Origin of the sequence: Agromyces sp. Soil535, assembly GCF_001428255.1 — a bacterium.
Taxonomy (GTDB): domain Bacteria; phylum Actinomycetota; class Actinomycetes; order Actinomycetales; family Microbacteriaceae; genus Agromyces.
Genome location: NZ_LMRW01000024.1, coordinates 111,941 through 136,436 on the forward strand (window position 1 = coordinate 111,941; position 24,496 = coordinate 136,436).

Here is a 24,496-nt window from a genome sequence, read left to right on the forward strand (position 1 = left end):
GTCGTCGACCCCAGATTGCGCGCGGCCATCAGAGCACCTTGAAGTAGTCGAACGGTTCGAGGCAGTCGCGGCACTCGTAGAGCGCCTTGCACGACGTCGAGCCGAAGCGGGCGAGCTCGCGGGTGTTCAGCGAGTCGCAGCGGGGGCACTTCACCGCGAGCTGCAGGCGAACCGGGCCCGCCGGGCGGGCTGCGGCACGGCCGGTCGGCGCCTGGATGCCGTAGCGGCGCAGCTTCTCCTTGCCGGCCTCGCTCATCCAGTCGGTCGTCCACGCGGGGGCGAGCACGAGGTCGACCCGCACGTCGGCGTACCCGGCATGCGTGAGCGCGAGGAGCACGTCGTCGCGCATCGCGTCGAGGGCGGGGCATCCGCTGTACGTCGGGGTCAGCTGCACACGCACGGCCCCGCCGTCGTCGACCTCGACCGAGCGCAGCACGCCGAGGTCCTCGATCGTGAGCACGGGGATCTCGGGGTCGGTCACCGTCGCTGCGACCTCCCACGCTCGGCGCGCGGCCGGGTCGTCGGGCAGGGGCCGGGCCACGGATGCCTCGCGCACCGCGCCGGACGTGTGAGCGGTGTTTCCCGCCGCAGAACCAGTCGATTCGTCGATTTGTCTACCGATTCCCGAGAGGGGAACTCCCGTGGCGACCCGGACGGTCGTCTCCGTGGCGGCGGTCACCATGACGCCCCCCGATGTGCGCGGGCGAGCACCTGCATCTCGGCGAGGATCGGTCCGAGGTGCTCCGTGTGGATCCCGCGACGACCTCCGCCCGACGCGATGAACGCGGTGCGGCCGGTCGGCGGCTCGAGCTCCGCCTCGGCGAGCACCTCGTCGATCACGGTGTCGAAACGCGGGCGCAGGGTCGACGGCAGCACGGCGACGCCCGCGTCGGCGAGGCGCTCCACGAGCTCGTCGTCGACGAACAGCTCGTCGATGTACGGCCAGGTGTCGGCGACGGCCACGCTCATACGGCGACGTGACTCGTCGGTGCCGCCGGCCAGGCGCAGCACCCACTGCGTGGCGTGGTCGCGGTGGTAGTCGACCTCCTTCACCGCCTTCGCGGCGATCGCCGCGAGCGTCGGGTCGGTCGACGCCGTGAGGGCGCCGTACAGCTCGAAGAGGTACACGGATGCCACGAGCTGCCGGGCGATCGTGTGGGCGAAGTCGCCGTTCGGCTGCTCGAAGAGCCAGGCGTTGCGCCACTCGGGTTCGTCACGCCAGTAGGCGAGGTCGTCCTCGCTTCGGCCGGTCGCGGTGCCGGCGTAGTGGAGCAGCGAGCGTGCGTGCCCGATGAGGTCGAGGCCGATGTTGCCGAGGGCGACGTCCTCCTCGAGCTCGGGGGCCCGGGTGATCCACATGCCGAGCTGCTGGGCGAGCACGAGCGCGTCGTCGCCGAGCCGCAAGGCGTACTCCGCGGCATCCGCCGGCGCCGTCGCCCCCGCACCGCCGGCCTGCGAGCCGGTGAACTCCTCGGCGAGCGCCAGGCGGTCGACCGAGACGTCGCCGTGCACATCGACATGCGGGTCGAGATCGCTGCTCACAGGTGCTTCACCCCCTCGCTCTTCGTGTAGTAGACCGCGTGACGGTAGTTCTTGCCCGCGGGGCTCTCGAAGAACGCGCCCTTCGCATCGGGGTCGCTCGTCGTGATCGCAACGGCGGGCACGACCCAGATCGACACGCCCTCATTGCGCCGCGTATAGACATCGCGGGCGTTGCGCAAGGCCATGTCGGCGTCGGGCGCGTGCAGCGATCCGACGTGCACATGCGAGAGGCCGCGGTTCGCCCGCACGAAGACCTCCCACAGCGGCCAGGCCTCGGTTCCCATCTCTCCGGGAGTCGACATCAGGCCACCGCCCCGGATGCCTCGGCAGCACGTGCGGCCTGCTTCGCCGCGTACGCCGTGGCGGCCTCGCGCACCCAGGCGCCCTCCTCGTGTGCCTCGCGACGGCGGCGCACGCGCTCCGCATTGGCGGGGCCACGGCCGGCGAGCACCTCATGGAACTCGTCCCAGTCGATCTCGCTCATGTCGTACCGTCCTGCCTCCTCGTTCCACGCCAGGTTCGGGTCGGGCAGGGTCACGCCGAGCACCTCGGCCTGCGGCACGAGCATGCCGACGAAGCGCTGTCGCAGTTCGTCGTTCGAGAAGCGCTTGATGTTCCACGCCATCGACTGCGCCGAGTTCGGCGACTCGTCGTCGGGCGGGCCGAACATCATGAGCGAGGGCCAGTACCAGCGGTTCACGGCATCCTGCGCCATCTCGCGCTGCGCCTCGGTGCCCTGCATGAGCTCGAGCAGGATCTCGAAGCCCTGCCGCTGGTGGAACGACTCCTCCTTGCAGATGCGCACCATCGCCCGGCCGTACGGCCCGTACGAGCAGCGGCAGAGCGGCACCTGGTTGCAGATCGCGGCTCCGTCGACGAGCCAGCCGATCGCACCCATGTCGGCCCAGGTCGGCGTCGGGTAGTTGAAGATCGACGAGTAGCGCGCGCGGCCCTCGATGAGCTGCTGCATCATCTCCTCGCGCGATATGCCGAGGGTCTGCGCGGCGGAGTAGAGGTAGAGCCCGTGGCCCGCCTCGTCCTGCACCTTCGCCATGAGGATGGCCTTGCGCTTCAGGCTCGGCGCGCGCGTGATCCAGTTCGACTCCGGCTGCATGCCGATGATCTCGGAGTGCGCGTGCTGCGAGATCTGGCGGATCAGCGTCTTGCGGTACCCCTCCGGCATCCAGTCGCGCGGCTCGATGCGCGAGTCCCTGGCGATGACGTCGTCGAACAACGCCTGGGCGGCCTCGTCGCCATGTTGTTCGCGACTGGCCACGCTGAGGTCTGCGGGTGCGGTCATCGTCGACTCCTGTGTCTTCGCGGCATCCGGTGCTCGTGACATCCGGTATTACTAACCGATCGTTCAGTTAGTATATAGTCATCTCGAGCGCTGCAGCAACGGCGCACGGAACTCGACGAGGAGCTTCAGATGACGGATGCCGCGACCGAGCGCGCGAACCGCGCCATGATGGACCGCGACCTCGCCTCCGCCGCCCTCGGCATGATCGTCGAGCGCGACGAGCCCGGCCTCGCCGTCGTGTCGATGCGCGTTCGCGACGACATGACGAACGGCTTCCACATCACCCATGGCGGCCTCGTCTTCGCCCTGGCCGACACGGCCTTCGCCATCGCCTGCAACGAGGACGACAACGTCACCGTCGCGGCGGGCGCCGACATCACCTTCCTCAAGTCCACCGTCGCGGGGCAGACCCTCACCGCGACCGCGGTCCGCCGCACCCGGTCGGGCCGCACCGGACTCTACGACGTGTCGGTCGTCGACGAGCACGGCGACGCCGTCGCCGAGTTCCGCGGCCGATCCCTCTCCACCAACCGCACCATCTCCACGCCGGTCGAGTAGCGGCGAAGCCGCGCATCGAGACCGATCCCAGACCAGGAGCACCCCGTGTCGACGACGACCATCTCCCCCACCGTCTCCGGCCTCGAGCCGGTGCCCGCCGACCAGCTCGACCCCGAGGAGCGGATGAGCCGTGCCGAGATCGAGGCGCTGCAGCTCGAGCGGCTCCAGCAGACCGTGCGGCACGCCTACGAGCACGTTCCGCTGTACACGGCCAAGTTCGACGAGGCGGGCGTGCACCCCGACGACATCCGCTCGCTGTCGGATGTCGCGAAGCTGCCGTTCACCACCAAGGCCGACCTGCGAGACACCTACCCGTTCGGCATGTTCGCCGTGCCGATGGAGCAGGTCGCCCGCATCCACGCGTCGAGCGGCACCACGGGCCGCCCGACCGTCGTCGGCTACACGAAGGGCGACCTCGAACGCTGGGCGTCGCTCGTCGCCCGATCGCTGCGGGCCAGCGGCATCCGACCCGGCATGAAGGTGCACAACGCCTACGGCTACGGCCTGTTCACCGGCGGGCTCGGCGCCCACGCCGGCATCGAGGCGCTCGGCGCCACGGTCATCCCGATGTCGGGCGGCCAGACCGCGCGCCAGGTGCAGCTCATCCGCGACTTCGAGCCCGACGCGATCCTCTGCACGCCGAGCTACCTGCTCACGATCGCCGACGCGATGGTGAAGGAGGGCATCGACCCGCGCTCGACGAGCCTCAAGGTCGCCGTGCTCGGCGCCGAGCCGTGGACGAACGAGATGCGGCACGAGCTCGAGCAGCGCCTCGGCCTCGACGCGCTCGACATCTACGGCCTCAGCGAGGTGATGGGCCCGGGCGTCGGCAACGAGTGCCTCGAGACGAAGGACGGCCCCCACATCTGGGAGGACCACTTCCTCCCCGAGATCATCGACGGCGACACCGGCGCGGTGCTGCCCGACGGCGAGATGGGCGAGCTCGTGTTCACGTCGCTCACGAAGGAGGCGTTCCCGGTCATCCGCTACCGCACGCGCGACCTCACCCGCCTGCTGCCCGGCACCGCACGCCCCGGCATGCGCCGCATCGAGAAGATCACCGGCCGCAACGACGACATGATCATCCTGCGCGGCGTGAACCTCTTCCCGACCCAGATCGAGGAGATCGTGCTCGGCATCGAGCAGCTCACGCCGCACTTCATCCTCGAGCTCACGAAGGAGGGGCGGATGGATGCGCTGAAGGTGCGCATCGAGCGCCACCCCGACCTCTCACGCGAGACCTGCGAGGCGGCCACCGTCGTGCTCGTCGAGCGGATCAAGGTGCACATCGGCTCGACCGTCGCCGTGCAGCTCGAGGAGCCAGGCACGCTGCCGCGCAGCGAGGGCAAGTACAAGCGGGTCTACGACCTGCGCAACCAGTGAGCGGATGCCCCGGGCACGGGGTGCGAGACTGAGGGCGATGTCTGAGAACGGAACGCTGCGGCGGGGACGCCCCGGGTACGACCAGCAGGGGATCCTCGATGTCGCCGTGGCCGCGTTCATCCAGTACGGCTACGACGCGACGTCCATGGGCGTGCTCGCCGACCGCCTCGGCCTCTCGAAGTCGGCGATCTACCACCACTTCGCCTCGAAGGACGAGATCCTCGACCGCGCGCTCGACACCGCCCTGGGCGCGCTCGAGGGGGTGCTCGAGGAGACGGATGCCGCGGGCGGCCGCGCGGGCGATCGGCTCGACCACGTGCTCCGCGGTGCCGTGCACGTGCTCGTCGACAAGCTCCCCTACGTGACCCTGCTGCTCCGGGTGCGCGGCAACACCGAGGTGGAGCGGCGCGCGCTCTCGCGACGACGCGCATTCGACAAGCGGGTCACCGCCCTCGTCTCCGAGGCGCAGGCCGAGGGATCGCTCCGCAGCGACATCGACGTGCGCGTCGTGGAGCGGCTGCTGTTCGGCATGATCAACTCGATCGTCGAGTGGTACCGTCCGGGCGGCCGGGAGGACGCCGACAAGCTCGCCGACGACGTCATCGCCGTCGCGCTCGACGGGTTGCGCATGCCCACGTCGAACCGGGTGCAGGAGCTGCTCGGCTGACGCTGTTGCGGGTCAGCGGTCGAGCTGGAGCCGCGACCACGCCAGCGCGCAGAGGGCACCGAACACGAGCGGCACCGACGGCACGGTGAGGAGCGCCGCGGCCGGCACCGAGTCGGGCGCGATCGCCCAGAGGGCCGGCGCCACGATCGGCACCCATGCGCCGACGTCGGCGATGGCGAGCACCTGCGCGACCACGATGATCCCGATGGTGGTGGCGATGCCGGGCAGCAGGCCGCGCCCGAGGGTAGCCGCCCACGCGGCGGGGACGGCGATCAGCGCCGTGAGCACCACGAGCAGCGGGAGTCGGGCGAGCTCGCCGAACCCTGCGGCATCCGTCACCCCGTAGCCCAGCATGAGCCCGACGCCCGTGACGACGCCCGTGAGCAGCACCGCGACCCCGACCGCCCAGATCGCGTACACGATCAGCTTGCCGATGGCGATGGCGGCACGGGGCACCGGCATCGCGAACAGCGCGGCCACGGTGCCGTCGGCGAACTCGCGGCCGAACATCCAGCTGAGTGCCACGCCGAACGCCCCGAGGCCGCCGGCGGCGGTGATCTGGACCACGATGCCGACGAGGCCGGCCCAGCCGCCCACGCCCGCGAGCGGCCCGAGCTTGGCGATCACCTGCTCCTCGCCGGATGCCACGGCGGCGAGGATCCCGAGCGTGAGCGCGCCCACACCGGCGACGACCAGCACCGTCGTCCACAGCAGGACGTGCGACGACCGCGCCTTGCGCGCCTCGACGGTGATCGCGGCGCGGAGGAGGCCGCGTGGTGCGACGCGGGCGCTCATGCTGCGCTCCGAGTGGCGTCGTCGCGAGCCGCGTCGTCGCGAGCTGCGTCGTCGCTGAGCACGAGGTCGAAGAACGCGCGTTCGAGGTCGACACCGTCGGGGTCGAGCGAGCCGATCGCGCGGCCGTCGTTGATCACCGTGATCCGGTCGGCCACGCGTGCGACCTCGTCGAGGTGGTGGCTCGAGACGAGGATGCCGGCGCCGGCGGCAGCCCGCCGGAGCAGCGATTCGCGCAGCAGGATCACGCCGGCGGGGTCGAGGGCGTTCGTCGGCTCGTCGAGCACGATCACCATCGGCTCGTGCAGCAGGGCCGCCGCGAGACCGACCCGCTGGCGGTTGCCGAGCGACAGCCGACTCGTCCGCACCCGGGCGTAGCGCCCGAGGTCGAACTCCTCGATCGCGTGGTCCACGAGCCTGTTGACGCAGCCCCGTTCGATGCCGTGCAGCCGCGCGGCGATCTCGAGGTTGCCGCGCCCGGTGAGCTCCCCGTACGCGAGTGGCTGCTCGACGAGCTGGCCCACGCGCGCCCAGGTCGCGGCATCCGCGGATCGGAGGTCGACGCCATCCACGCGCACCTCGCCGGTGTCGGGCCGGAGCATGCCGAGCAGCACGCGCATGAGCGTCGTCTTGCCCGCGCCGTTCAGTCCGACGATCGCGTGGATCTCCCCCGAGGCGACGCCGAGGTCGATGCCGCGAAGGCCGGCCCCGCCGCGGAACCGGCGTACGAGCCCGCGACCCTCGAGACGCAGCGCCGCGCTTTCGCGCGGGGTCATGCCGCCACCTCGATCACGTCGAGCGCCCGTTCGATCGCATCGGCGAGGGTGCTGCGCTCTTCGTCGGCCCACATGAAGAGCCCGGCGACCAGCGCAGCGAGCACGGATGCCGCCGCCACTCGCGCCACGTCGGGCGACGCCCCGTCGGCGACGAGCTGCTCGATGATCGCCTGCTCGGTGTTGCCCGTCGAACGCCACACCGCCCCGCGCAGCGAAGGCGTGTTCGCAGCAATACGCACCCGGCGCCGGATCACCGGCGTCTCGGGCTCGGGCAGCGCCCGCCAAGCCGCACGGATGCCGCGAGCCGCCCGCACGAACGGCTGCAGGTCACGCGGCTGCTCGGCGATCGCCGCCGTGAGCACCGGGTCGTACGGGTCGTCGAGCAGCAGGTGCTCCTTCGCCGGGAAGTAACGGAAGAACGTCATCTCCGTGACGCCGGCAGCGCGGGCGATCTCGGCGACGGTGGTCTGCTCGTAGCCCTGGCGCTCGAAGAGCTCCAGGCCTGCCTCGACGAGCGCCGCGAGGGTGCGCTCGCGCTTCGAGGGTCGTTGCCGGGTGTCAGTCACGCCATAATGTTAGCCACTAACATTATGGACGTCAATCACCCGAGTCGCCGTGCCCGCACCGTGAAGACCTCAGGCGGGGCAGGCCTCGGCGCTGCGGGTGCCGATCGCCTGGACGCCGACCTGCGGCATCCGCTCACTCGATGCCCCGGACGCCACCGGCGCCTCGGCGAGCCGCTCCTGCACCACACGACGCCGCTCGAGCTCGTCGGTGAGACGCGCCTCGCGCGCCGCCTGCAGGTGGGGGAAGGAGAGTTCCGAGATCAACATGTTCCACTCCGGTTCGTCGTCATCTGCCTCTAAACTCCTCCCTAAGGCGATCGCCCGGCATCCGGCAGATGCCGTATTCGTGCGGCCTGCGCCGAGAAGGCCGAGAGACGGGAATGAGCGGATGCCGCAGGACGCTGTACCGCGTGTGAAGAAGCGCATCGGGTTCCTCTCGTTCGGCCACTGGCATCCGTCACCGCAATCGGCCACCCGCGACGCGCGTGACGCGCTCGTGCAGTCGATCGAGCTGGCGGTCGCGGCCGAGGAGCTCGGCATCGACGGCGCGTTCTTTCGCGTGCACCACTTCGCCCGGCAGCTCGCGAGCCCGTTCCCGATGCTCGCCGCGATCGGTGCGCGCACCAGCCGCATCGAGATCGGCACCGGCGTCATCGACATGCGGTACGAGAACCCGCTGTACATGGCCGAGGATGCCGCAGCGGCCGACCTCATCAGCGCACACGCCGGCGGCGAGGGGCGGCTCCAACTCGGCGTGAGCCGCGGGTCGCCCGAGCCTGCGCTGAACGGCGCGCACTCGTTCGGGTTCGTGCCGCCCGAGGGCGAGACCGACGCCGACCTCGCACGCGCGAAGACCGAGGTCTTCCGTGCGGCGATCTCGGGCGCGGGCGTCGCCCCCGCCAACCCGCAGATGACGGGCTCCAGCGGCACGCTCCCGATCCAGCCGCATTCGCCCGGGCTCGCCGACCGGATCTGGTGGGGCAGCGGCACACGAGCCACCGCGGAGTGGACGGCCGAGCAGGGCATGAACCTCATGAGCTCGACGCTGCTCACCGAGGACACGGGCGTGCCGTTCGACGAGCTGCAGGCCGAGCAGATCCATCTCTACCGCGACGCGTGGGCGAAGGCCGGGTGGGAGCGCACCCCGCGTGTCTCCGTGTCGCGCAGCATCATCCCGCTCATCACCGACGAGGATCGCCAGTACTTCGGCGGCCGCATCGGCGCGGACACGCAGGACCAGGTCGGGTTCCTCGACGGCGGCCTCGCACGGTTCGGCAAGAGCTATATCGGCGAGCCCGACCAGGTGGCGGAGGACCTCGCGAAGGACGCCGCCGTCGCGGCAGCCGACACCTTGCTCGTCACCGTGCCGAACCAGCTCGGGGTGGACTACAACACGCGGCTCCTCGCCGCGATCGCCGAGCACGTGGCGCCCGCGATCGGGTGGCAACCGGCGACCTGAGCCGCGGGGAGCCGTCCCACCCCGGTGCTCGTCAGTGCCGGCGGCGCAGGTCGGGCAAGAGCGCTTTCGGCGACCGTCCGCGGATCGCGCTCCACCACACGCCCGCGCCGTAGGCCGCGTCATCGAGCCGCCTGGCGATCCCGAACCGCACGGGATCGAGTCGCGGCCGCGTGCGCGCGAACTCCCACACGGTGTCGGCGACGGATGCCACGAGGACGGCTCGCCGCACCCGGCGCGACACGAGGCATCCGATCGCCGTCAACGGCCACCAGTGCCGCAGCAGCAGCGCGAATCCCTGTGCGACCGCCCCGACGAGCCCGTACCCGGTGAGGCGCGCGGCGAGGGGGTACGGATGCCGCACGGCGGTCGCCCGGCCGCCGATCCGGACCGCGGTGGCCGCCAGCACCAGGGCGGCGACGGGGATCGACCACCGTCGCTGCGCCGCGAGCGCGACGAGCACGGCGGCACCCCACGGCGGCAGCACGACGGGCGCGATGTCGTCGGGGTGGCGCTCCGCGAGCGGGTGCGCTCCGGTGCCGTAGAAGAACTTGCGTCCGAGCCAGGCGCGCAGCGTCGAACGGTGCTCGTGTCGCACCGAGGCAGCGGGCTCGAAGCGCACACGCCGCCCCTCCTCGACGAGTCGCCACACCAGGTCGACGTCCTCGCCGACGCGCATCGATTCGTCGAATCCCGCTCCCAGTGCGTCGACCCGTGCGACCAGGCAGGTGCTCGACACCCAGGTGACCGGCGATCGCGGCCGCACGCTCGAGGAGTCGCTCCCGAGGTCGAGCGACGAGCGGGCGTCCTCGTACCTCGTGATCCAGTTCGCGTCGCTGATCGCGTCCCCCACGCCGTCCCCGAGTCCGAGCACGCGCGGTGCCACCATCGCGAGCGCCGGGTCGGCGAAGTGCCGGAGCATGAGCTCGATCGCCGCCGGCTCGACCACGACGTCGGAGTCCACGAACACGACGTACGGCGTGGACACCAGGGCGAGCCCCGCGTTCCGCGCCCCCGCCGGCCCGAGGTTCCGCCCGAGCGCGAGCAGCTTCGCGCCGCGACGGGCGGCGACGGTTGCGACAGCACCAGGGTCGATCGAGGCGTCGTCGACCACGATGACCGGCACGGCGCCGCCGATCCCCGCGAGCAGCCGGTCGAGCTGCCGAGGCCGGTCGCGCACGGGGACGACGACGGTCGCCAGGGCAAGGTCGCCCGGCGGCAGCGCGTGCACGACCGGGTCGGCCATGCCGGTCGCGAGCAGGTGGTCGGCCAGCGCGCGCGTCGCGGCATCCGTCACGATCAGCTCCCCGTCGTGGATGCGGTCGCGGGCGAGCGGCTTCAGCCGCGAGATGCGGGTGGGCGAGCCGCCGACCAGCACGGCGCCGTCGTCGACCACGCGGGTGTGGCGGTTGAGGCGCACCGTGAAGCCGTCGGGCAGGCGTGCCGTCACGAGATGGCCCCGGTCGTGGGATCGGTGCCGTCGTCGCCGCGCAGCAGGCATCCGCGTCCGTCGGCCCGACCCCACCGCAGCCGCGCCCACGCCTCGGCGACGAACGCGTCGAGCAGCACTTCGCCTTCGTCGGGGGATGCGGCGCGCGGGTCGCCGAGGACGCCGTTCTCGACGACGGCGCGCACCCCGCCCTCGCGGAGCAACGGCATGAGGTCGACGATCGCGCGCGTGTCCCCCGCCTCGAGACGATCGCCGCGCACGCGCGACGGGTCGAGCCGCTGCAGGATCGAGGTCTCGGAGCGACCCGCGTGGGCGTCCACCGGCACGTCGGGGCCGAGCGGATGGGGGCCCGGCACGCAGGGCAGCCACGAGGCCGGGCGCTCCTCATCGATGAGGAGCGGCACCGCGGTCGCGAGCGATTCGACGTTGCCGCCGTGGCCGTTCACGAACACCACCCGCTCCGCCCACTCGCACGCCGACCGGCCGAACTCGAGGAGGAGGAACGTCAGCGCCCGCGTCCCGATGGAGATCGTCCCCGGGAACGCCTGGTGCTCACCGCTCGCCCCGAACGCGATGGGGGGCGTCACGACCGCGTCGACGCCCTCGGCCCGCAGCCGCGCGGCGACCGCGTCGGCCACGGCGGAGGCCACGACCGTGTCCGTGTCGAGCGGCAGGTGCGGCCCGTGCTGCTCGGTGGATCCGAGCGGCACGAGCACGACCGGACGGCCGACGTCGGGCCACGGCCGGTCGACGAGGCGCGGCGCGCCGGGGCCGGTCATGCGGCCGCCTCAGATGTTGCCGAGTGCGACCGAGTCTTCGGGACGCGGCTCCGCGGGTTCGCGCGTGCTCCGGCGGGTCGCCGGGCGAGCCTTCCGCGCGGCGGGCCGGCGCGGCGGCGTGACCGCATCGGAGTCGGCGCCGAGCTCGCGACGGAAGCCGGGCGGCAAGTAGAAGTCCGCGGGGGAGAGCTCCTCGATCGAACCGTGTCCGAGACCCAGCACAGCGGAGTCCAGGCCGCCGCGCAGGATGTCCAGCACGTTCTCGACCCCCGCCTGTCCATTCGCCGCCAGCCCCCAGAGGTACGCCCGACCGATCATGACCGCGCGCGCACCGAGCGCGAGCGCCTTCGCGACGTCCCCGCCGCGTCGGATGCCGCCGTCGAGGAGGACCTCCACCTGGCCGCCGACCGCCTCCGCGATGCCGGGAAGCATGCGGATGGACGCGGGCGTCGAGTCAAGGTTATTGCCGCCGTGGTTGGAGACCGAGATCGCCGTCACGCCGGCGTCGACTGCGCGCTTCGCGTCGTCGATACGCGAGACGCCCTTCAGCATGAACGGGCCGCCCCACTCCTCGCGGAGCCAGGCGACGTCGTCCCAGGTGGGCGGGGGCGTCGACATCCACTCGCCGTACGCACCGAAGAAGGTGGGCGCGGGCCCGCCGTCGGCCGGTGCCAGGTTCGGCGTCGTGAGGTCGGGGACCCGTCCGGTCTTCAGGTAGTCGATGAGCCAGGCCGGCCGGGTGACTGCCTGCGGCGCGAATCGCATGGCCGCCTTCAGTGTCAGCTTCTCGGGGATCCATGGGCTCCCCCAGTCGCGCCCGTGGGAGAACGACCAGTCGAGCGTGGCGATGAGCCCCTTCGCCCCGGCGGCCCGGGCCCGGTCGAGCCGGTGCACCATCGTCTCCCGACTGCCGCTCCAGTACACCTGGAAGACGGTGTTCGGGTTGGCCGCCGTGACCTCCTCGATGGGCTTCGACGCGAACGAGCTGAGCCCCATGATCGTGCCGCGGTTCGCCGCCGCACGCGCCACCGCCACCTCCCCGTCGGGATGCACCGCCTGCACGCCCGTGGGCGAGATGATGACGGGCAACGACACGGGGATGCCCATCACGGTGGTGTCGAGCTTCCGCCCGGCGCGGTGCCCGGCGACGTGCGGCGCGAACTGCAGTTCGGCGAACGCGCGCAGGTTGTCCTCGGTCGTCAGTCCTCGTTCCGAGCCGGCGACGAGCGCGCCGTACACCGACTTCGGCAGTCTCCGCTTCGCGCGCCGCTGCGCCTCGGCCACCGTCTCGAACCAGTCGTTGCTCATCGTCCGTCTCCCTTCGCGGGTGCGTCTGCAGTGGTGATGGGTGCTCCGTGTGCGCCGGCGGTCATGTGCCGAACATCTCGCTGATGGCGGGCGCGACCCCGCGGTGGTCCTGCACGACGTGCAGCGTGCCCCGCCCGATCCGCGCCAGGTCGCGGCCGAGGTCGACGTCGCGTTCACCGCTCGCGTCGAGCAGCACGTCGAGCCGCGGCAACCGTGCAGCGACCGTGCGCGGGTCGGGACCGGCATTGTGCACGCAGTCGGACAGCAGCACCACGCGAGCGTCCCGGACGGGCGCGCGCGTCAACTGCTGCGCGGCGAGCTCCAGCGGGAAGGCCACGTTCGTGAGCCCCTGCGCGGGGATCCGCATGATCGTGTCGAGGAGGTCCATGGGCTTCACGAGCTCGCCGAGGTTCAGCAGGATCGCGGCATCCGACCAGAAGGCGATCACCGCGAGGTCGTCGTGCTCCAATTCGCCGGCGAGTGCGCCGACCGTCGCCGCCGCGGTCGCCACGCGCTCCCCCTTCATCGACCCCGAGACGTCGACGGCGAGCACGACGGAGCGCTTCGTGCGGATGCGGTCGCGCACGACGATGTCCTCGTCCTCTGGAACGGGCCGCTCCGCGAGCACCTCGATCGTCCGATCCAGGTCGATCTCATCCGAGCCGCCCCGGTACGGGAGGCTCCCGAGCTCGCCGATGCCGCGTCGACTCGTCGCGTCGCGTCGCGGACGTCGGATCGCCAGTCGCGCGGCGATCCGCCTGGCACGGGCTCGGGCCCGGGGATCGACGTCGCCGTCGGACCCCGCGACGACGACGTGGGCGTCCTCATCCGTGAAGCCCGTCGCCGTGCTGCCGGGGAGCGGCTTCGCCGGAGCCCGGCCACTGCCCGTCGAGCGCAGCACCGACCCGCCTCCCGCACCCGCGGTCGCGTCGTACACGGTGGGTTCCTCCTCGAGCTGTTTCGGTCGTCGCCGGAGCGGTGCCCCATTCTCGCCACGGCGCTCTGGCCGATCACGCCGCAGGGGCGAATCGGCGGGGACGGCTCTTCATCCGGGCGCCGCCGCCGCGGGCTCGAGGATGAAGCGGTCCTCCCAGATCTCGCGCAGCACCCGCTCGGGCGTCGTCTCGATCGCCTCGTCGAGGTGGATGCGTCCCGACAACGACACGATCATCGCGTCGAACACGAGCGGCGGATACCCCTCCTGCTCAGGAGAGCGGATGCCGCGGAGCTCGGCGAGCTTCGTCGCGACGAGCACCAGGTCGATCGCGCCGCGCACGCTCGATCCCTGCCGCACGTCGGGGTGCGTGCGCGTTGCGCGAGTCACCGCAACCGCGTCGACCACCAGCCGATCGCCCACCGCCCCATGCAGCCTTGTGCGGAGCCGTACGATCGCCTCCTCGCTCGGCGCGTCCTGGTAGTCGACGGCGAGGCGGTTGAGCCGGTCGTGCACGCTCGTGGAGAGCCGAGTGGTGCCGACGTTGTCGTACGGGTTCATCGAGGCGATGACCCGGAACGTCGGCTTCGCCGCGATCCGACCCACCCGCGGCACCGCGATCGATCGGTCCGCCATCGCGGTGAGGAGCGTGTTGAGCGTGTCCTCGGGTGCCCGGTTGAACTCCTCGATGTAGAGGAATCCTCCCTCGCGCATCGCCTCGACGAGCGGGCCCGCCACGAAGTTGTCGGCGCTGTAGTCCTCCTTCAGCACCCTGGCGGGATTGTGGTGACCGACGAGCTTCGCCGGCGTCAGGTCGGCGTTGCCCTCGACGAACAGCAGCGGGATGCCCCACTCCTCCGTGATCGCGGTGAGCATCGTCGTCTTGCTCGTCCCGGGCGGCCCCTCGAGCAGGATGTCGCGCCCGGCCGCCACCGCCGCAAGCGTGAGCTCGAGCTCCCGTTCCCGGCCGACGATGTGGGCGGCGATGCGTTCGCGGTTCCTCGCCAGCTCGCCCGGCGCGGCATCCGCTCGTGTGGCGTCGGTCACCAGGTCCCCCTCACTTCGTGGTCGCTCCCGCGTCGACGGGCAGCATCACGCCGGTGACGTAGCGCGACTCGTCGGAGGCGAGCCACAGGACCGCGTTCGAGATGTCGACCGGCTCGACCCAGGGGACGGGCAGGGCGTTCATCGCCTGGAACCGTTCGGCCAGCCGTTCCCGCGTGCGCTCGGCAGGCTCGAGGTCGGGGGCGAACAGCGCGTAGAGCATCTCGTTCTGGATCATGGGCGTGTCGACGCTCGTCGGATGCACCGAGTTCACGCGGATCATGTCGGGCGCGAGCTCGAGCGCCAGGGTGCGCATGAGGCCCACCACACCGTGCTTCGCAGACACGTAGTGCGCGAAGTTCTCGAACCCCTTGATGCCCGCAGTCGAGCTCGTGAGGATGATCGAGCCGCCGCCGGCTGCCTTGAGGTGCGGGATGGCGGCCTTCGCGGTGTGCCAGACGCCGGTGAGGTTCACCCCGATCATCTCGTCCCACGACTCGTCGCTCAGCTCATCGGCTCGGCCCTGCGAGAAGATGCCCGCGTTCGCCGAGACGATGTCGAGCCGGCCGAGCTCGGCGACGCCGTCATCGAGCGCCGACTTCAGCGCGGGGTAGTCGCGCACGTCGGCTTCCCTGGCGACGATGCGCCGGTCGAGCGCCTCGACCTGCCGCACCGTCTCTGCCAGGTCGTCGGGCGTCGACATCGCATACTCCACGGTCGGCAGCTGCCGCGCCACGTCGACGGCGATGATGTCGGCGCCCTCCTCCGCCATCCGCAGCGCGTGGCTGCGCCCCTGTCCGCGTGCCGCGCCGGTGATGAACGCGACCTTCCCATCCAGTCGTCCCATGGTCTTCCCTTCCTACTTCACTGCCGCGCCGGCGTCGACCGGCAGCGGGACACCGGTCACGTAACGCGATTCGTCGCTGGCCAGCCACAGGACGGCGTTGGAGATGTCGACGGGCTCCACCCACGGGATCGGCAGCGCGTTCATCGCGATGGCCGCGCTCGCGAAGTCCTCACGCGTGGGGTTCTCGAGGTCGGGCCGGAACAACCGGTAGATCGTGTCGTTCAGCACCATTTCGGTCGCAACGGTCGTCGGGTGCACGCTGTTCACCCGGATCCTGTCCCCCGCGAGCTCGAGCGCCAGCGTGCGCATGAGCCCCACCAGTCCGTGCTTCGCGGAGACGTAATGGGACAGGTTCGGGTAGGCGAACAGCCCGGCGTCGGAGCTCGTGATGATGATCGATCCGCCGCCGGCCGCCTTCAGATGCGGGATCGTCGCTTTCGCGGTGCGCCACACGCCCGAGAGGTTGATGTCGATCATGGTCGACCAGTGGTCCTCCGGGAGGTCGACCGCCTGCGCGGGCATCCCGGCGATGCCCGCGTTCGCCGCGACGATGTCGAGCCGTCCCAGCTCGGCGACGCCCGCGTCGACCGCGGCCTTCAGCGCGTCGAAGTCGCGGACGTCGGCCTTCGTCGCCACGATCCGCCGGTCGAGGGCCTCGACCTGGCGCACGGTCTCGGCGAGGTCCTCCTCGGTCGCGGGCGGGATGTTGTTGCTGGGCACCGGCTCGCAGATGTCGATGGCGATGATGTCGGCGCCCTCCTCCGCGAGCCGCATCGCATGGCTGCGGCCCTGGCCGCGTGCCGCGCCGGTGATGAATGCGACCTTTCCATCTACACGCCCCATCGCGTGCCTCCTTTCCTCCGGGCGGGATCGCCGCCCCTCGATGGATGCCGCGCCACGCGGCATTCGGGTCAGTACTGCGTGTTGCCCGCGTCGACGGTCATGGCCATCGCGGTGATGTAGCGCGACTCGTCGCTCGCGAGGAACAGCACCGCATTCGACTGGTCGCGCGGCTCGGTCACGTCGATCGGCAGCGAGTTCGTGAGCATGCCCGCGAGACGCTCATTGCCGGCGAGCAGGCGCGGGTACTCCCCGGCCATCTCACCCATGGGGGTGTCGACCCCGGTGGGGTGCAGCGAGTTGACCCTGATGTTGTGCTTCGCGAGCTCGTGCGCGAACGCCTTGGTGAGCCCGGTGACGCCGAACTTCGACGCGACGTACGGCGTCAGGAACGGAAGTCCCTTCAACCCGGCCGCCGAGCTCGTCAGGATGATCGAGCCGCCGCCCGCCTCGATGAGGTGGGGTGCGGTGAGCTGCACCGTGTTCCAGATGCCCGTCAGATTCGTCGAGATCGTCTCGTCCCAGACCTCAGGCGTCACCTCGTCCCACGGGGCGAGGATGCAGATGCCCGCGTTCCCGACGACGATGTCGAGGTGCCCGAGTTCGGCGATGCCCTCGTCGATCGCGGCTTTCATGGCGGCGCGATCCCGGACATCGGCCTTGCGGGCGACGATGCGCCGATCCAGCGCCTCGACCTGGCGGACCGTCTCCTGCAGGTCCTCCTCCGTCGCGTGCGAGTACTGGAGTCCCGGCACCGGACCGCACAGGTCCACCGCGATGATGTCGGCGCCCTCCTCGGCGAGCCGCACCGCGTGCGACCTGCCTTGGCCGCGGGCCGCTCCGGTGACGAAGGCGACCTTGCCTTCCACTCGTCCTGTCACGTTGTGCTCCTTCTTCCGAGTTCTCAGGTGATGCGCCGTGCTACTTGATCGGGTTGGCGTTGTACCCCGGCATGAGCAGATGTCCGGCATCGACGGGGATGGTGACCCCGGTGACCGACGAAGCCAGGTCGGAGTTGAGGTAGAGCGCGGTGTCGGCGATGCGCTGCGGCGACAGGAACCCCTGCCCCTTGAGCGCATGGAACGCATAGCCGGCGTCGAGCATGTCCGCCTCGGTGCCCTCGCCCGACGGCTTGCCCGACATCATGTCCCACGCACCCTGCCAGCTCGTCATCGGCGTCAGGATCGCGCCGGGATGGATGGAGTTGACCCGGATGCCGTGCTGCGCATACTCGAGCGCGAGCGTCTTCATGACGCCGACCACGCCGAACTTCGCCGCGCAGTAGTGCACGTAGTTCGCACCGGGTTCGAGGCCGTTGATCGACGACGTGATGACGATCGACCCGCCTCCCTGCTCCATCATGTGCGGGAGCACGGCCTTCGCCGACTTCCAGACGCCGGTGAGGTTCACCGCGATCATGTCGTCCCACTGCTCGTCGGTGAGCTCGTGCGCCGGGGCCAGCGAGAAGATGCCGGCGTTGGCGATGAGGATGTCGATCTTCCCGAGCTCGGCGATGCCACGCTGCACGGCGGCGTCGAGGTCGGCTTGCTTTCGCACGTCGCCGACGACCGGGACGATCCGGCGGTCGTGCGCCTCGACCTGCGCGACCGTCTCGTCGAAGTCGGCCTGCTGGGCCATCGGGTACTGCACGCTGCCGATCTGCTCCAGCGTGTCGACGATGACGACGTCGGCACCCTCCCTGGCGCACGTCACGGCGTGGGCGCGGCCCTGCCCGCGTGAGCCTCCGGTGATGAGTGCGACCTTGCCCTCGAGCAGTCCCATGGCTGTTCTCCTCTTCTCTCCGGGCATGCCAGACCGACTCGGCGCAGACGTGCACCTCACCGCGACCGCCTTATCGCGGTCGTGCCGGAGCGCAGGGTCTCACGCGAGTTCGGAGCGGATGCCTCCTTGGTGACGCCCTGCGGCGCCGGATTCGTGGGTTGCGATGCCGTCTTCGGGCGGGCGGAAGCCCGCCAGCGGGTCCTCAGCGCAGGCGCTCACCGGCGGCGCCTGGAGGTCCTCACGCCGCGACAACGTGAGCCGAACCGGACCCATCCCGGATCGGGGCCGCGGCGGCGACGTGCGATGCGAGTGATCCCCCGCGTGCTTGGGCAGCCCGCGCTCCTCCGCGCGTTCGGCCAGCAGTTGCTCGCCGTAGCCCTGCACGCATTCGGGATCGGGTCCGTCGAGCGGGAGCCCGGTGAAGAACTTCGCGGCCATGCAGCCGCCCTTGCAGGTGTCGAAGAACTGGCACGAGCTGCACGCGCCGCCCGACTGCGGCGACCGGAGCCGCGTGAACAGCTCCGAGTCGCGCCAGACCGCCTGGAACCCACCCTCGCTGCGGACGTTCCCCGCCAGGAACTCCTCGTGGATCGCGAACGGGCAGGCGTAGACGTCGCCGATCGGGTCGATGAGGCACACGACCCGCCCCGCGCCGCAGAGGTTCAACCCGGGAAGCGCCTGGCCGTAGGCGGAGAGGTGGAAGAACGAGTCGCCCGTCAGCACGTCCTCGCCGTGCGCCACGAGCCAGTCGTACAGCTCCCGCTGCTGCTCCCGCGTGGGGTGCAGCTCGTCCCACACGTCGGCTCCGCGACCAGACGGGCGCAGCCTGGTGAGGCGCAGCTGCGCGCCGTACCGGTCGGCGATCGCCTTGAACTCGTCGAGCTGCGGGATGTTCTGGCGCGTGCAGACCACCGAGAGCTTGAAGTTGCGCATGCCGGCGTCGGACAGGTGCTGCATGGCGCGCAGCGCGGTCTCGTACGACCGCGGTCCGCGGATGAAGTCGTTCACCTCCGCGGTCGCGCCGTCGAGCGAGACCTGCACGTCGACGTAGTCGTTGGCCGCGAGCCGGGCCGCGACCTCGGGCGTGATCTTCACGCCGTTCGTCGAGAACTTGACGCCCACGTGGTGGGCGGTCGCGTAGTCGACGAGTTCCCAGAAGTCGCCGCGCACGGTCGGCTCGCCGCCGCCGATGTTCACGTAGAAGACCTGCATGCGCTCGAGCTCGTCGATGACCGCCTTGCACTCCTCGGTCGTCAGCTCACGCGGGTCGCGCCGCCCGGAGCTCGAGAGGCAGTGCACGCACGAGAGGTTGCACGCATACGTGAGCTCCCACGTCAGGCAGATCGGGGCGTCGAGCCCGAGCTCGAAGTGGTCGACGAGGCGCATGGCCTGCGGGGGCGGCGCGAAGGCGGTGCGGGTGCCGACGGCGGGGGGTTCCACGAGGGTCATGCCGCACGCTCCACGAGCATCTTCGAGTCGGCGAGGGTGCCGAGTGCCCGCAGGTAAATCGGAAGGTGCTCATCCGCCACGCCGGCGGCCTCGCACGCGTCGCGAGCCGTCGCGGCATCCGCCAGCCCCTGGACGACCGTGAGCAGCGTGCGGTCCTTCAGGAAGGACAGCTTGCGGGTACCGAAGTGGTAGAGCAGCGCACCGAACGGCTCGGGCCGGACCGAGACCTGCGGGTGGAGCTGCCAGGCGGTGTCGGGTTCGACGGCGGTCATGGCGGGTCAGTACACGCCGCACATGCCGTCGATCGAGACCTCCTCGACGAGGGAGTCCGTCTCGATCACGTCCTCGACCTCACCCTGCGATGCGACGAGTTCTTCACTTCGACTCATGGGATGCTCCTCATGTGCGATCGCCGCCCTTGGCGATCTCTCGTGATAGAGCGATACTAATGACACTCAGTGCCGTTAGGGAAGGGGGTTCCCAGGGATGGTGCTCGCCGGCGACGATGCGGTGATGCGTCCACGGCTCGGACGCGCCCCGTCCACGACGCATGCCGACCTGAGCCACACCGCACTGCGGCTGTTCATGGAGCACGGATTCGACGCCACGACGGTCGAGGACATCGCCCGTGAGGCCGGCATCGGGCGCCGCACGTTCTTCCGCTACTTCCCCTCCAAGAACGACCTGCCCTGGGGCGACTTCGACCGCCTGCTCGAAGGGATGCGGGATCACCTCGCGTCGATGCCCGACGAGCTGCCACTCATGGAGCAGCTGCGCCGGAGCATCCTGGAGTTCAACCGGTTCCCCGAGTCGGAGTGGGAGTACCACCGGCGTCGCATGGACCTGCTCCTGCACGTGCCGACGCTGCTCGCCCACTCGACGCTGCGCTACGCATCCTGGCGGCAGGTCGTCGCCGAGCACGTCGCCCGCCGGCTCGACCTGCCCGAGGACGACCTGATCCCGCAGACGATGGCCTGGACGTGCCTCGGCGTCTGCCTCGCCGCGTACGAGCAGTGGCTCGGCGACGCCGACGCGTACCTGCTCGACCTCCTCGACGAGGCGTTCCGTCTCATCGACGAGCGCATCGACACCGACATCGTGCGCGCGCACCGGAGCTCGCACGCGTGACCCGCGCGATCCGGACCACGACGGTCGTCGTCGGCGCTGGAGCCGCTGGCGCCGCGCTCGCGGCCCGGCTCAGCGAGGACCCCTCGCGCGACGTGATCGTGCTCGAGGCCGGCCCGGCGCCGCGCACCGCCGACGAGTTCCCGGTCGAGCTGCTCGACGCGTCTACCGTGCAGGGCGCGATGCCGGGGCATCCCGCGAACTGGTCGTACCTCGGCCACCTCACCCCCGAGCTGCCGTACATGATCGCGCGCGGCCGTATCATCGGCGGCTCGTCGACCGTCAACGGCGGGTACTTCGTGCGGGCGCGTCCCGAGGACTTCGCACGGTGGTCGGATGCCGCGGGGCCCCACTGGAGCTTCGAGCGCGTGCTCCCCGTGATGCGGGAGCTCGAGCGGGACCTCGACCTCGGCGCCGGGCCCTTCCACGGCGACGACGGCCCGATGCCGGTGCGGCGCGCGTCGCAGCGGAACCCCGTCGCCGCGGCCTTCACGGCGGCGGCGCTCGAGCTCGGGTACCGCCCGGAACCCGACAAGAACGCGCCCGGCCCGCCGGGCGTCGGACCCGTGCCGCAGAACGTCGTCGACGGCGTGCGCATCAACACGGGCCTCGCCTACCTGGAGCCCGCGCGCGATCGGGCGAACCTCGAGGTGCGCGGCGGATGTCGCGTGCTGCGCGTGGTGTTCGACGGCTCGCGGGCGATCGGGGTCGAGGTCGAGGAGGACGGCGGCACCGGGCGCCGGGTCCGCCGCGTGGTCGAGGCCGACGAGGTCGTGCTGTCGGCCGGCGGCATCGGCACCCCCCACCTCCTGCTCGTCTCGGGCGTCGGGCCGGCCGCGCAGCTGCTGGAGCACGGCGTGCCGGTCGTGCGCGACGCGCCGGGCGTCGGGCGGGCGTTCTCCGATCACCCCGACCTCTCCGTGGGGTGGCGCGCTCGCACCGACGTCGTCGACCCGGAGGCGTCCGAGACGTTCACCACGGCGCTGAACTTCACCTCCCCGGGCGGCGATCCGGCGGGGGACCTGGAGATCATGGCGTGCGTCACCACGATGGCGCGGCTGCTGACCGGGACGACGAGCAGCGTCGCCGGGGGCGCGAAGGCGGCGTTGCGGCATCCGATCGCGACCGCGCGTGCGTTGCGGGGCGTCTCGCTGCGGCGCGCGCGCGAGCAGGTCGCGCACGGCCGTGATCTCGTGCTGCTCGTGGGCCTGCAGGGCGAGGGCGCGCGCGGATCGATCACGCTCGAGTCGGGCGATCCGATCGTGTTCCCCCGCATCGACTACCACTACCTCTCGAACGCGCACGACCGCGATCGAATGCGCCTCGGCATCCGCACCGCCGTGGCCCTGCTCAGGTCGCACGCGTTCGCCGGCCTCTTCGAGCGCCTCACCGAGCTCGACGACGCGACCCTCGACGACGACGACGCGCTCGACGCGTGGATGCTCGCGCACCTCGGGACGGCGATCCACCTCTGCGGCAGCGCGCCGATGGGACCGGCGGCGGACCCCGGCGCGGTGGTCGATGGATTCGGCCGGGTGCACGGGGTGACCGGGCTCAGGGTCGCCGACACGTCGATGCTGCCGGATGCCCCGTCACGGGGTCCGGCCGCCACGGCCGTGCTCATCGGCGAACTCGTCGCCCGCTTCATCCGCCGCGGCGATTGACCAGGGCTCGGCGGATGTCGGCCGCATCGACCAGAGTGGAGCCATGACCCCTCCCGTCGCGGCCGATGCGACGCGCGCGCAGGCCCTGGCCGCGCTCCGCGAACTCGTGGGCCGCCCCGACGCCGAGTTCCACGACGGGCAGTACGAGGCGATCGAGGCGCTCGTCGACGGGCGGCGGCGCGCGCTCGTGGTGCAGCGCACGGGCTGGGGCAAGTCGGCGGTCTACTTCGTGGCCACCTCGCTGCTGCGTCGCAGGGGCGGCGGCCCGACCGTGCTCGTCTCGCCGCTGCTCGCCCTCATGCGCGACCAGATCGCCGCGGCCGAGCGGGCGGGCGTGCGTGCCGTCGCGATCAACTCGACGAACCCCCACGAGTGGGACGACGTGCTGCGCCGGCTCGACGCCGACGAGGTCGACGTGCTGCTCGTCTCGCCCGAGCGGCTCAACAACCCGTCGTTCCGCGAGCAGCAGCTGCCCGCGCTCGTGCGACGCATCGGCCTGCTCGTCGTCGACGAGGCGCACTGCATCAGCGACTGGGGCCACGACTTCCGGCCCGACTACCGGCGTCTGCGCGACCTGATCGCGCAGATTCCGTCAGACGTGCCGGTGCTCGCGACGACCGCCACGGCGAACAGCCGGGTGGTGGCGGATGTCGCGGAGCAGCTCGGCGGCACCGACGTGCTCACCATCCGCGGACCGCTCGCCCGCGCGTCGCTGCGGCTCGGCGTGCTGCGCCTCCCCGACTCCATCACCCGCCTCGCGTGGCTGCTCAGCCACATCGACGACCTGCCGGGGTCGGGCATCATCTACACGCTCACGGTGGCCGCCGCCGTCGACAGCGCGCGACTGCTGCGCGAGCGCGGGCACGTCGTGCGCGCCTACACGGGCCAGACCGACCCCGACGAGCGCGAGGAGTCAGAGGCGCTGCTGAAGCGCAACGGCGTGAAGGCGCTCGTCGCCACGAGCGCGCTCGGCATGGGCTTCGACAAGCCCGATCTCGGGTTCGTGGTGCACCTCGGTGCGCCGTCGTCGCCCGTCGCCTATTACCAGCAGGTCGGCCGCGCGGGCCGCGCGAGCGAGAGCGCCGACGTGCTGCTCCTCCCCGGCAACGAGGACCCGGCGATCTGGCACTACTTCGCGACCGCGTCGATGCCCGACGAGGAGCGCGCCCGGCGCGTCATCTCCGAGCTGTCGGATGCGCCCGTCTCGACTCCGGCGCTCGAGGCGCGCGTCGACATCCGCCGCACGCCGCTCGAACTGCTCCTCAAGGTGCTCGACGTCGACGGGGCCGTGCGCCGCGTGCAGGGCGGCTGGGTCGCGACCGGCGAACCGTGGGAGTACGACGCCGAGCGTTACGAGCGCATCGCCGCCGAGCGCGAGGCCGAGCAGCAGCACATGATCGACTTCGAGCTGACCGACGGATGCCGCATGGAGTTCCTCCAGCGCTCACTCGACGACGAGACGGCGAAGCCGTGCGGCCGCTGCGACAACTGCGCCGGCGCGTGGTACCCGCGCGACCTCGCCGAGGGTGCGGCCGACTCGGCTGCGGGCGCACTCGACCGCGTTGGCGTGCCGATCGAGCCGCGGCGCGCCTGGCCGACGGGGGCCGATCGACTCGGCGTTCCCGTGAAGGGTCGCATCGCACCGAGCGAGCAGGCGGGTGAGGGCCGCGCACTCGCCCGGCTCACCGACCTCGGGTGGGGCGGCACGCTGCGCGAGCTGTTCGCCGCTGGCTCGCCCGATGCACCCGTGTCGCCGCAGGTGCTCGCGGCGTGCGTGCGCGTGCTCGCCGAGTGGGGGTGGCCCGAGCGGCCGGTCGCGGTGGTGTCGGTGCCGTCGCGAGCGCGACCCGTGCTCGTCGACTCGCTCGCGCGCGGGCTCGCCGACGTGGGCCGCCTCCCCTACCTCGGCGCGCTCGCCCCCTTGGGCGGTGGCCCCACCGGTCAGCCGGGCGGCAACAGCGCCTTCCGGCTCGCGGGTGTCTGGGAGCGGTTCGCCGCCGATGGGCTCGACGTGCCGCCTGGCGGCGTGCTGCTCGTCGACGACCAGGCCGACAGCCGCTGGACCCTCACGATCGCCGCCCGCGTCCTCCGCGACGCAGGCGCCACCGAGGTGCTTCCGTTCGTCCTCGCGCTCCGCGGCTGAGCGCCGACCGTCACGGCGTCACGGCGTCGACGTGTCGACCCATCGGCTGATGTATCCAGTACTATACAGATTGGATCCTGTTCTGCCTGCT

The 24,496-nt window shown here is 71.4% G+C and carries 27 protein-coding genes; 7 read left to right on the forward strand and 20 right to left on the reverse strand.

The features are described 5' to 3' along the window. Positions 1-28 precede the first annotated feature (28 nt). From paaD to paaA, 4 genes are read right to left on the reverse strand one after another with little or no spacing between them, the layout of a single operon-like run. Entirely contained in the window at positions 29-682 is a 654-nt protein-coding gene (paaD, locus tag ASG80_RS15750) for a 1,2-phenylacetyl-CoA epoxidase subunit PaaD (RefSeq protein WP_082590477.1), read from the reverse strand. Continuing rightward, the gene (gene paaC / locus ASG80_RS15755; protein ID WP_056732384.1) at positions 676-1,542 is read right to left on the reverse strand and encodes a 1,2-phenylacetyl-CoA epoxidase subunit PaaC; all 867 of its coding nucleotides are present in this window, start codon (positions 1,540-1,542) and stop codon (positions 676-678) included. Before paaC ends, paaD begins: the two co-directional genes overlap by 7 nt. After that, a complete protein-coding gene (paaB, locus tag ASG80_RS15760; RefSeq protein ID WP_056732386.1) occupies positions 1,539-1,844 on the reverse strand; it encodes a 1,2-phenylacetyl-CoA epoxidase subunit PaaB in 306 nt (101 codons plus the stop codon). The genes paaC and paaB overlap by 4 nt, the downstream gene beginning before the upstream one ends. Beyond that, positions 1,844-2,842, reverse strand: a complete 999-nt coding sequence (gene paaA / locus ASG80_RS15765) for a 1,2-phenylacetyl-CoA epoxidase subunit PaaA (RefSeq protein WP_056732876.1) — start codon at positions 2,840-2,842, stop codon at positions 1,844-1,846. The genes paaB and paaA overlap by 1 nt, the downstream gene beginning before the upstream one ends. 129 nt (positions 2,843-2,971) lie before the next feature. Between paaA and paaI the strand changes: the two genes are divergently transcribed. Genes paaI through ASG80_RS15780 form a run of 3 tightly spaced genes read left to right on the forward strand, consistent with a single transcriptional unit; the run spans position 2,972 to position 5,450 of the window. Further along, a complete protein-coding gene (gene paaI, locus ASG80_RS15770) occupies positions 2,972-3,400 on the forward strand; it encodes a hydroxyphenylacetyl-CoA thioesterase PaaI (protein WP_056732388.1) in 429 nt (142 codons plus the stop codon). A gap of 45 nt (positions 3,401-3,445) precedes the next feature. After that, complete coding sequence (gene paaK / locus ASG80_RS15775) at positions 3,446-4,783, forward strand: phenylacetate--CoA ligase PaaK (RefSeq protein ID WP_056732390.1); 1,338 nt, start codon at positions 3,446-3,448, stop codon at positions 4,781-4,783. Positions 4,784-4,820: 37 nt separating this feature from the next. Next, positions 4,821-5,450: a TetR/AcrR family transcriptional regulator gene (locus tag ASG80_RS15780; protein WP_056732392.1), complete on the forward strand. Its 630-nt coding sequence runs from the start codon at positions 4,821-4,823 to the stop codon at positions 5,448-5,450. 12 nt (positions 5,451-5,462) lie between these two features. Here ASG80_RS15780 and ASG80_RS15785 read toward each other — a convergent pair whose 3' ends face one another. The 4 genes from ASG80_RS15785 to ASG80_RS15800 form a co-directional block, all read right to left on the reverse strand. After that, on the reverse strand, positions 5,463-6,245 hold the full coding sequence (locus tag ASG80_RS15785; RefSeq protein ID WP_056732394.1) for an ABC transporter permease: 783 nt from the start codon (positions 6,243-6,245) through the stop codon (positions 5,463-5,465). Beyond that, positions 6,242-7,018: an ABC transporter ATP-binding protein gene (locus tag ASG80_RS15790; protein ID WP_056732397.1), complete on the reverse strand. Its 777-nt coding sequence runs from the start codon at positions 7,016-7,018 to the stop codon at positions 6,242-6,244. The genes ASG80_RS15785 and ASG80_RS15790 overlap by 4 nt, the downstream gene beginning before the upstream one ends. Next, positions 7,015-7,584: a TetR family transcriptional regulator gene (locus ASG80_RS15795; RefSeq protein WP_082590480.1), complete on the reverse strand. Its 570-nt coding sequence runs from the start codon at positions 7,582-7,584 to the stop codon at positions 7,015-7,017. The genes ASG80_RS15790 and ASG80_RS15795 overlap by 4 nt, the downstream gene beginning before the upstream one ends. A gap of 69 nt (positions 7,585-7,653) precedes the next feature. Beyond that, positions 7,654-7,851: a hypothetical protein gene (locus ASG80_RS15800; RefSeq protein WP_056732399.1), complete on the reverse strand. Its 198-nt coding sequence runs from the start codon at positions 7,849-7,851 to the stop codon at positions 7,654-7,656. Between the two features lie 121 nt (positions 7,852-7,972). On the opposite strand from ASG80_RS15800, the gene ASG80_RS15805 reads away from it, so the two are divergent. After that, a complete protein-coding gene (locus ASG80_RS15805; RefSeq protein ID WP_056732400.1) occupies positions 7,973-9,043 on the forward strand; it encodes an LLM class flavin-dependent oxidoreductase in 1,071 nt (356 codons plus the stop codon). Positions 9,044-9,074: 31 nt separating this feature from the next. On the opposite strand, the gene mftF is transcribed toward ASG80_RS15805, so the two are convergent. The 12 genes from mftF to mftA form a co-directional block, all read right to left on the reverse strand. Continuing rightward, the gene (gene mftF / locus ASG80_RS15810; protein WP_056732402.1) at positions 9,075-10,490 is read right to left on the reverse strand and encodes a mycofactocin biosynthesis glycosyltransferase MftF; all 1,416 of its coding nucleotides are present in this window, start codon (positions 10,488-10,490) and stop codon (positions 9,075-9,077) included. Further along, positions 10,487-11,269 (reverse strand): mycofactocin biosynthesis peptidyl-dipeptidase MftE, encoded by a 783-nt coding sequence (gene mftE / locus ASG80_RS15815; protein ID WP_056732404.1) that lies wholly within the window; start codon positions 11,267-11,269, stop codon positions 10,487-10,489. Before mftE ends, mftF begins: the two co-directional genes overlap by 4 nt. A 9-nt stretch (positions 11,270-11,278) precedes the next feature. After that, a complete protein-coding gene (mftD, locus tag ASG80_RS15820; protein WP_082590484.1) occupies positions 11,279-12,577 on the reverse strand; it encodes a pre-mycofactocin synthase MftD in 1,299 nt (432 codons plus the stop codon). Positions 12,578-12,638: 61 nt separating this feature from the next. After that, positions 12,639-13,514, reverse strand: coding sequence for a VWA domain-containing protein (locus ASG80_RS15825; protein ID WP_200952590.1), 876 nt, complete (start codon positions 13,512-13,514; stop codon positions 12,639-12,641). Positions 13,515-13,622: 108 nt separating this feature from the next. Beyond that, on the reverse strand, positions 13,623-14,558 hold the full coding sequence (locus ASG80_RS15830; protein ID WP_056732408.1) for a MoxR family ATPase: 936 nt from the start codon (positions 14,556-14,558) through the stop codon (positions 13,623-13,625). 10 nt (positions 14,559-14,568) lie between these two features. Next, the gene (locus ASG80_RS15835; protein ID WP_056732410.1) at positions 14,569-15,402 is read right to left on the reverse strand and encodes a mycofactocin-coupled SDR family oxidoreductase; all 834 of its coding nucleotides are present in this window, start codon (positions 15,400-15,402) and stop codon (positions 14,569-14,571) included. A gap of 12 nt (positions 15,403-15,414) precedes the next feature. Further along, a complete protein-coding gene (locus tag ASG80_RS15840) occupies positions 15,415-16,245 on the reverse strand; it encodes a mycofactocin-coupled SDR family oxidoreductase (protein ID WP_056732412.1) in 831 nt (276 codons plus the stop codon). Between the two features lie 68 nt (positions 16,246-16,313). After that, entirely contained in the window at positions 16,314-17,123 is an 810-nt protein-coding gene (locus ASG80_RS15845) for a mycofactocin-coupled SDR family oxidoreductase (RefSeq protein WP_056732414.1), read from the reverse strand. Between the two features lie 40 nt (positions 17,124-17,163). Continuing rightward, positions 17,164-18,024 carry a mycofactocin-coupled SDR family oxidoreductase gene (locus tag ASG80_RS15850; protein WP_056732416.1) on the reverse strand — a complete coding sequence of 287 codons (861 nt, stop codon included), beginning with the start codon at positions 18,022-18,024 and terminating at the stop codon, positions 17,164-17,166. Between the two features lie 99 nt (positions 18,025-18,123). After that, the gene (mftC, locus tag ASG80_RS15855) at positions 18,124-19,473 is read right to left on the reverse strand and encodes a mycofactocin radical SAM maturase (protein WP_056732418.1); all 1,350 of its coding nucleotides are present in this window, start codon (positions 19,471-19,473) and stop codon (positions 18,124-18,126) included. After that, a complete protein-coding gene (gene mftB, locus ASG80_RS15860) occupies positions 19,470-19,745 on the reverse strand; it encodes a mycofactocin biosynthesis chaperone MftB (protein WP_056732420.1) in 276 nt (91 codons plus the stop codon). Before mftB ends, mftC begins: the two co-directional genes overlap by 4 nt. A 6-nt stretch (positions 19,746-19,751) precedes the next feature. Then, positions 19,752-19,862 (reverse strand): mycofactocin precursor MftA, encoded by a 111-nt coding sequence (gene mftA / locus ASG80_RS15865; RefSeq protein ID WP_056732422.1) that lies wholly within the window; start codon positions 19,860-19,862, stop codon positions 19,752-19,754. Positions 19,863-19,986: 124 nt separating this feature from the next. Between mftA and mftR the strand changes: the two genes are divergently transcribed. Genes mftR through ASG80_RS15880 form a run of 3 tightly spaced genes read left to right on the forward strand, consistent with a single transcriptional unit; the run spans position 19,987 to position 24,405 of the window. Then, positions 19,987-20,601 (forward strand): mycofactocin system transcriptional regulator, encoded by a 615-nt coding sequence (mftR, locus tag ASG80_RS15870; RefSeq protein ID WP_200952591.1) that lies wholly within the window; start codon positions 19,987-19,989, stop codon positions 20,599-20,601. Continuing rightward, positions 20,598-22,262 carry a GMC family oxidoreductase N-terminal domain-containing protein gene (locus ASG80_RS15875; RefSeq protein ID WP_200952592.1) on the forward strand — a complete coding sequence of 555 codons (1,665 nt, stop codon included), beginning with the start codon at positions 20,598-20,600 and terminating at the stop codon, positions 22,260-22,262. The genes mftR and ASG80_RS15875 overlap by 4 nt, the downstream gene beginning before the upstream one ends. Positions 22,263-22,305: 43 nt before the next feature. Then, on the forward strand, positions 22,306-24,405 hold the full coding sequence (locus ASG80_RS15880) for a RecQ family ATP-dependent DNA helicase (protein ID WP_056732426.1): 2,100 nt from the start codon (positions 22,306-22,308) through the stop codon (positions 24,403-24,405). Positions 24,406-24,496: the final 91 nt, after the last annotated feature.

Excerpts from the sequence above, each read along its gene's own strand:
- mftC (WP_056732418.1), bottom strand. The coding sequence starts at position 19,473 with ATGACCCTCGTGGAACCCCCCGCCGTCGGCACCCGCACCGCCTTCGCG.
- ASG80_RS15880 (WP_056732426.1), top strand. The coding sequence starts at position 22,306 with ATGACCCCTCCCGTCGCGGCCGATGCGACGCGCGCGCAGGCCCTGGCC.
- ASG80_RS15785 (WP_056732394.1), bottom strand. The coding sequence starts at position 6,245 with ATGAGCGCCCGCGTCGCACCACGCGGCCTCCTCCGCGCCGCGATCACC.
- ASG80_RS15850 (WP_056732416.1), bottom strand. The coding sequence starts at position 18,024 with ATGGGACTGCTCGAGGGCAAGGTCGCACTCATCACCGGAGGCTCACGC.
- ASG80_RS15840 (WP_056732412.1), bottom strand. The coding sequence starts at position 16,245 with ATGGGGCGTGTAGATGGAAAGGTCGCATTCATCACCGGCGCGGCACGC.
- paaA (WP_056732876.1), bottom strand. The coding sequence starts at position 2,842 with ATGACCGCACCCGCAGACCTCAGCGTGGCCAGTCGCGAACAACATGGC.
- paaB (WP_056732386.1), bottom strand. The coding sequence starts at position 1,844 with ATGTCGACTCCCGGAGAGATGGGAACCGAGGCCTGGCCGCTGTGGGAG.
- ASG80_RS15835 (WP_056732410.1), bottom strand. The coding sequence starts at position 15,402 with ATGGGACGACTGGATGGGAAGGTCGCGTTCATCACCGGCGCGGCACGC.
- ASG80_RS15780 (WP_056732392.1), top strand. The coding sequence starts at position 4,821 with ATGTCTGAGAACGGAACGCTGCGGCGGGGACGCCCCGGGTACGACCAG.
- paaI (WP_056732388.1), top strand. The coding sequence starts at position 2,972 with ATGACGGATGCCGCGACCGAGCGCGCGAACCGCGCCATGATGGACCGC.
- mftR (WP_200952591.1), top strand. The coding sequence starts at position 19,987 with ATGCGTCCACGGCTCGGACGCGCCCCGTCCACGACGCATGCCGACCTG.
- mftD (WP_082590484.1), bottom strand. The coding sequence starts at position 12,577 with ATGAGCAACGACTGGTTCGAGACGGTGGCCGAGGCGCAGCGGCGCGCG.
- ASG80_RS15800 (WP_056732399.1), bottom strand. The coding sequence starts at position 7,851 with ATGTTGATCTCGGAACTCTCCTTCCCCCACCTGCAGGCGGCGCGCGAG.
- paaD (WP_082590477.1), bottom strand. The coding sequence starts at position 682 with ATGGTGACCGCCGCCACGGAGACGACCGTCCGGGTCGCCACGGGAGTT.
- ASG80_RS15805 (WP_056732400.1), top strand. The coding sequence starts at position 7,973 with ATGCCGCAGGACGCTGTACCGCGTGTGAAGAAGCGCATCGGGTTCCTC.
- mftA (WP_056732422.1), bottom strand. The coding sequence starts at position 19,862 with ATGAGTCGAAGTGAAGAACTCGTCGCATCGCAGGGTGAGGTCGAGGAC.
- mftB (WP_056732420.1), bottom strand. The coding sequence starts at position 19,745 with ATGACCGCCGTCGAACCCGACACCGCCTGGCAGCTCCACCCGCAGGTC.
- mftE (WP_056732404.1), bottom strand. The coding sequence starts at position 11,269 with ATGACCGGCCCCGGCGCGCCGCGCCTCGTCGACCGGCCGTGGCCCGAC.
- ASG80_RS15790 (WP_056732397.1), bottom strand. The coding sequence starts at position 7,018 with ATGACCCCGCGCGAAAGCGCGGCGCTGCGTCTCGAGGGTCGCGGGCTC.